Annotated in this window: 5 protein-coding genes and 1 pseudogene; 1 reads left to right on the top strand and 5 read right to left on the bottom strand. The window is 67.7% G+C overall.

Annotation, left to right across the window (positions count from 1 at the left end):
• From Q7T84_RS09685 to Q7T84_RS09675, 3 genes are all read right to left on the bottom strand, one after another.
• Nucleotides 1-399, bottom strand: a 399-nt coding sequence (locus tag Q7T84_RS09685; protein ID WP_304808205.1) for a hypothetical protein, incomplete at its 3' end; no start/stop codon positions are given.
• Nucleotides 396-1,319 (bottom strand): ABC transporter ATP-binding protein, encoded by a 924-nt coding sequence (locus Q7T84_RS09680; protein ID WP_304808203.1) that lies wholly within the window; start codon nucleotides 1,317-1,319, stop codon nucleotides 396-398. The genes Q7T84_RS09680 and Q7T84_RS09685, both read right to left, overlap by 4 nt.
• Nucleotides 1,316-1,861 carry a D-glycero-alpha-D-manno-heptose-1,7-bisphosphate 7-phosphatase gene (locus Q7T84_RS09675; protein WP_370653642.1) on the bottom strand — a complete coding sequence of 182 codons (546 nt, stop codon included), beginning with the start codon at nucleotides 1,859-1,861 and terminating at the stop codon, nucleotides 1,316-1,318. The genes Q7T84_RS09680 and Q7T84_RS09675 overlap by 4 nt, the downstream gene beginning before the upstream one ends.
• Before the next feature lie 93 nt (nucleotides 1,862-1,954).
• Here Q7T84_RS09675 and Q7T84_RS09670 point away from each other — a divergent pair, with 93 nt between their 5' ends.
• Nucleotides 1,955-3,760, top strand: coding sequence for a dipeptide ABC transporter ATP-binding protein (locus Q7T84_RS09670; protein WP_304808198.1), 1,806 nt, complete (start codon nucleotides 1,955-1,957; stop codon nucleotides 3,758-3,760).
• Nucleotides 3,761-3,779: 19 nt separating this feature from the next.
• Here Q7T84_RS09670 and Q7T84_RS09665 read toward each other — a convergent pair whose 3' ends face one another.
• Nucleotides 3,780-4,319, bottom strand: a complete 540-nt coding sequence (locus Q7T84_RS09665) for an OmpA family protein (protein WP_304808196.1) — start codon at nucleotides 4,317-4,319, stop codon at nucleotides 3,780-3,782.
• A gap of 421 nt (nucleotides 4,320-4,740) precedes the next feature.
• A pseudogene (locus Q7T84_RS09660) lies at nucleotides 4,741-5,043 on the bottom strand (hypothetical protein); the annotation flags it as partial.

Below are 5,043 nucleotides of genomic sequence, written 5' to 3'. Positions count from 1 at the left end.
GATGGCGGTGGTGGCCAGTCCTTCCACACGACAGGCCATCCCGGCGACGATCATCATCAGCAGACCGGTCAGGGCGCACATCCAGGCCAGGCTCGATCCGCCGAACAGCTTGCCCCATGTCATGGCCCAGGGCTTCAAGGCCGAGAGGCGCTGGAAGTCCCAGGTGCGGTCGGCGATCTCGGCCAGGATCGAATTGCCGCTGGCGCGCGCGCCCCACAGCATCGCGCAGGCCACGAACACCACCGCTCCGACCCCGCCCAGCGCCGGCAGGGCGCCATAGGGATTGTTGCGGGTCAGGGCCACGGCCGCGCCGTAGATCAGCAGCAGCACGACGCCGGCCCAGGCGATGCGGCGAGGCGAGGCTTCAAGCCAGAGGTTGCGCTGGAATTCGGGGTTCATCGGGTGACCTCGGCCAGATAGGCGTCTTCCAGGGTGCGGCGGGCGGGCTGGAACGCGCGAACCTTGAGGCCGGCGCCGACCAGCCGGGCCAGCAGGGCGGCGTCGTCCTCGCCGTCGGGGGCCAGCAGCAGGACTTCATCTCCCTCATGGCGCTCGAGGGTGACGCCGATGGCGGTGAGCCGCTCGGCGAGATCTTCCGGCGGATCGGTGAAGGCGACACTGACCCGCAGGCCGTCGCGCGCGCCCGAACCGGCCGCCACCACGCCGCCGCCGGCCACCGCGCCCTCGCGGATCATCAGCATGCGGGTCGAGTAGTCTTCCAGCTCGGCCAGGATATGGGAGGAGACCACGATGGTCATGCCCTCGCCGGCCAAACGCAGGATCAGGTCCGACAGCGAACGCCGGGCTTCCGGATCAAGGCCCGCCGCCGGTTCATCCAGCAGCAGCACCCGGGGCCGATGGACGATGGTCTGGGCGATGGCTAGGCGCTGCTTCAGGCCGCGGGACAGTTCGCCGGCCCGCATCTCGAGCCGGTCGGTCAGCTGCACCCGGCCGGCGGCCTCATCGACCGCCTGGGGCGTATCGGCCAGCGACATGCCGCGCGACCGAGCCGCATAGGTGAGCGCCTGGCGCACGGAGAGTTCTTCATAGAGGCCGAAGAAGTCGGGCAGATAGCCGATGGTCGCATGGACGCCGCGCGGATCGCCACGGGTGTCGAGGCCCGCGACGGTGATCTCGCCCTGCGTGGGGTTGTCCAGCGCCGCCATGCAGCGCAGCAGGGTGGTCTTGCCCGCGCCGTTCGGGCCGACCATGGCCAGGACCGCGCCCGCCTCCACCGTGAACGACACCCCGTGCAGCGCCCGGGCTGTGGGGTAGTCGTAGACGACGCCGCGGACGTCGATCATTGGCGCTGCCGTCATGCTGGCGCGAGCTCCGGTTGTAGGAAGGCCATCAGGTCGTCCCCGGGGAACAACAGCCCCCGGATTCCCGCTCGGCGAGCGGCTTCAAGGTCTGACGGCTTGTCGCCGATCATGATCGAGCGATTAAGATCGACCGGCCATTCGTTCAGCGCGCGCAGGATCATGCCGGGGTTTGGCTTGCGGTCCGGCGGGTCGGGGTGGCGATAGGTATCGAGGGCCGCATCCGGGTGCTGTGGGCAGTAATAATAGGCGTCGATGCGCGCGCCGACCTGCGCCAGGCTCTCGGACATCTTGGCGTGCAGGGCGACCACGTCGTCCTCGGCATAGTAGCCGCGCCCGACGCCGGACTGATTGGTGACCACGAATACCCACCACCCGGCCTCATTGAAGGCGGCGACCGCCTCCCGCGCGCCGGGAATCCAATGGAAGTCCTCCCAGCGGTGGACATAGCCGGGGTCTTCGTTCAGCACGCCGTCACGGTCGAGGAACAAGGCCGGGCGGGGCGGGGCGGTACGGGTCAGTAGCGGGCTCACATTCGCCATTCTATAGCGCCAGACGCAGGTTGCGGCGCGTGGTTTCGCAAAGCCTACATCGCGGGCTATGGTCCGCCTCTTCTTTTCAGCGTCGAGGTCGCTTTGGCCGTTCCTGTCCTTTCCATCGAAGACCTCAAGATCGACTTCCAGACCTATGACGGCGTGGTCAACGCGGTCCGGGGGGTCTCGTTGAACGTCGAGCGCGGCGAGGTGCTGGGCGTGGTCGGCGAGAGCGGGTCCGGCAAGAGCCAGACCTTCATGGCCGTGATGGGCCTGCTGGCCGCCAATGGCCGGCTCTCCGGCTCGGCCAAGTTTCAGGGCCAGGAAATCCTGGGCCTGAAGCCGCGCGCCCTGAACAAGATCCGCGGCTCGAAGATGACGATGATCTTCCAGGACCCGCTGACCGCCCTGACACCGCATGTGCGGATCGGCGAGCAGATCGCCGAGCCGCTGCGCCTGCATCTGGGCATGTCCGACAAGGCCGCCCGCGCCCACGCCAAGGATTGGCTGCAACGGGTGCGCATTCCTGACGCCGCCCGCCGACTGGACCAATATCCGCACGAACTGTCGGGCGGCATGCGCCAGCGGGTGATGATCGCCGGGGCCATGGCGTGTTCGCCGGAACTGCTGATCGCCGACGAGCCGACCACCGCGCTCGACGTCACCGTCCAGGCCGAGATTCTCGACCTGATGGCCGAACTTGGCCGCGAGACCGGCACGGCCATGGTGCTGATCACCCACGACATGGGGGTCATCGCCCGTCTCGCCGACCGGGTCTGCGTGATGAAGAGCGGCGCCTATGTCGAGGAGGGGCCGGCCGACGCGATCTTCGCCGCGCCGAAGGATCCCTATACCCAGGCCCTGCTGGCGGCGATCCCGCGCCTGGACCGCGCCGACCGGGGCGGCCGCCCGACCCTGGAGCCGGTCGCCGCCGATGCGCCGGTGGTGGTCGAGGCCAAGGACATAGAGGTTCACTTCCCGGTCAATCACGGACTGTTCGGCGGTCACAAGCTGTTGCGGGCGGTGGACGGCGTCTCGTTCAGGGTGCGGCAGGGCGAGACCTTGGGGGTGGTCGGCGAGAGCGGCTGCGGCAAGTCCACCCTATCGCGGGCGGTGCTGAACCTGATCCCCCCGACCGGCGGCGTGGTGACGGTGCTGGGTCGCGACATCACCAATGCTGACCGCGAATCCATGCGCGCCGCGCGCCGAGATCTACAGATCGTCTTCCAGGACCCGCTGGCCAGCCTCGACCCGCGCATGCCGATCGGTGACTCGATCGCCGAGCCGCTGCAGGTGTTCCGCCCCGGCCTCAGCCGCGAGGACCGCCGCGCCGCCGCCGCGGCGATGATGGAGCGCTGCGGCCTGGCCCCCGATCTGGTCAACCGCTACCCGCACGAACTCAGCGGCGGCCAGAACCAGCGGGTCGGAATCGCCCGGGCGATGATCCTGGAGCCGAAACTGGTCATCTGCGACGAGGCGGTCAGCGCCCTGGACGTGTCGATCCGCGCGCAGATCATCGACCTGCTGATCGAGCTGCAGAAGCAGCTGGGGATGGCGATGATGTTCATCAGCCACGACCTGGCCGTGGTCCGCGAGATCAGCCACAGGGTGATGGTGCTCTATCTCGGCCGGGTCATGGAACAGGCCAGCCGCGAGCAGCTCTACGAAGACCCGCGGCACCCCTATACGAAGGCCCTGCTGTCGGCGGCGCCCATCCCCGATCCGAAGATCGAGCGCACCCGCGACCGGGTGCGGCTGACCGGCGAGCCGCCCTCGCCCCTGGACCCGCTGGCGGCCCTGCGCTTCCTGCCGTCGAAGCGGCCCATCGATTCGAAGGGCCCGGTCTATGCGCCCCAGCTGAGGGAGGTCGCGCCGGGCCACCTCGTCAGCGAGTTCGATCCGGTCTGACCGAACTCGCTGGCCAGATCTAGCTCAGGACGACGATCGCCACGCGCCGGTTCTGGGCCCGACCTTCGGGCGTGTCGTTGGGCGCTGCCGGCGACTCCTCGCCATAGGAGATGGTCGCCATCCGGTTCAGCGCGACGCCGGCCTTATTCAGGTAACGGCGAACAGCCTCGGCCCGGGCTTCACCCAGGCGTTCGTTGTGGGCCGCGTCGCCGGTGGCGTCGGTGAAGCCCTGGATTTCCAGATAGACGTTCCGGTTTTCGCTCGCCAGACGCTGCGCCAGCTCGGCCAGCCTCGCCTCCGCTTCCGGCGACAACGCGTTTTCGTCGACCGGGAACTTCACCGAGTCATCCGACAGGACGACCTGGTAGAGGAACTTGCCCTCCGCCAGCTGCTGGGCCGACTTGGCGCGATCGAGCGCCTCGCGGGCCGTACCGTCGACCTGCGCCACGCGCGTATCGACCACCGCGACCTGCTCGCGCACGAAACCCTTCGTGGCGCAGCCGCTTCCCATGAGCCCGACCCCGAGAAGCACGCTTCCCGTGGCGGCGGCTTTGAACATTGATCCAATCAAGACAACTTCCTCCGCACTGCGCGAGACAGACGCTCGCATGCGGCGGCAGATAGCTTTTAATAAATGTCTCAACGATGGCAAGTATCGGACACAAAAATGGCAATCAATAGAATGTATGTGATTTGAAAATAACGTCACATCTCATTGGAACTAATTATAACGCCCGGCGTTCGCGCCGTGCGGGACATTGTAAGCATTAGACTTGACTTACATCATTTTATGATGTGGGGAGTTATATTCTTTGGAACTAGCCACGACGTGGCCATGATACGGACGCGGCCGGGTGTTTTCAGAACGGCGTGGACCCTTCAATCAGAAACACGAACACCTCGGCCCCGCCGAATGGCGAAAGCCGATCCAGACGAGCCCTGCCGCCGCGTCTGGCGGCGGGCATGCTGGCGGCAGCCTTTCACGCCGCCTTGCTGGCGCTGATTCTCGCTGGATCGCCCGTCTCGCAACCGCCGGACCTTTCGCCCGAGCAACCCGCCTTCGTCACGATCATGGTCACGCCCAGATCGCCGCCGCCGCCCCCGCAGCCTGACCGTCCCGACCGGTCGGCCGGATCGCCGTCGCGCACAACGCCCGCGGCCTCACCTCCAAAGCCCGCCCCGGCGGCGAAGGTCGCCACGCCCCTGCGGCCTCGCCCCCCGCGTGAGACGCCGCCGCCGCTGGTGGAACGACTTGTGGCCAGTGCCGCGCCGCCTGAACCGGG

Origin of the sequence: Phenylobacterium sp., assembly GCF_030654915.1 — a bacterium.
Lineage (GTDB): Bacteria > Pseudomonadota > Alphaproteobacteria > Caulobacterales > Caulobacteraceae > Phenylobacterium.
Note: the sequence above shows the minus strand (reverse complement) of the source record. Positions and strands in the feature narration are given on the sequence as shown.

Excerpts from the sequence above, each read along its gene's own strand:
- Q7T84_RS09680 (WP_304808203.1), bottom strand. The coding sequence starts at position 1,319 with ATGACGGCAGCGCCAATGATCGACGTCCGCGGCGTCGTCTACGACTAC.
- Q7T84_RS09675 (WP_370653642.1), bottom strand. The coding sequence starts at position 1,861 with ATGGCGAATGTGAGCCCGCTACTGACCCGTACCGCCCCGCCCCGCCCG.
- Q7T84_RS09665 (WP_304808196.1), bottom strand. The coding sequence starts at position 4,319 with ATGTTCAAAGCCGCCGCCACGGGAAGCGTGCTTCTCGGGGTCGGGCTC.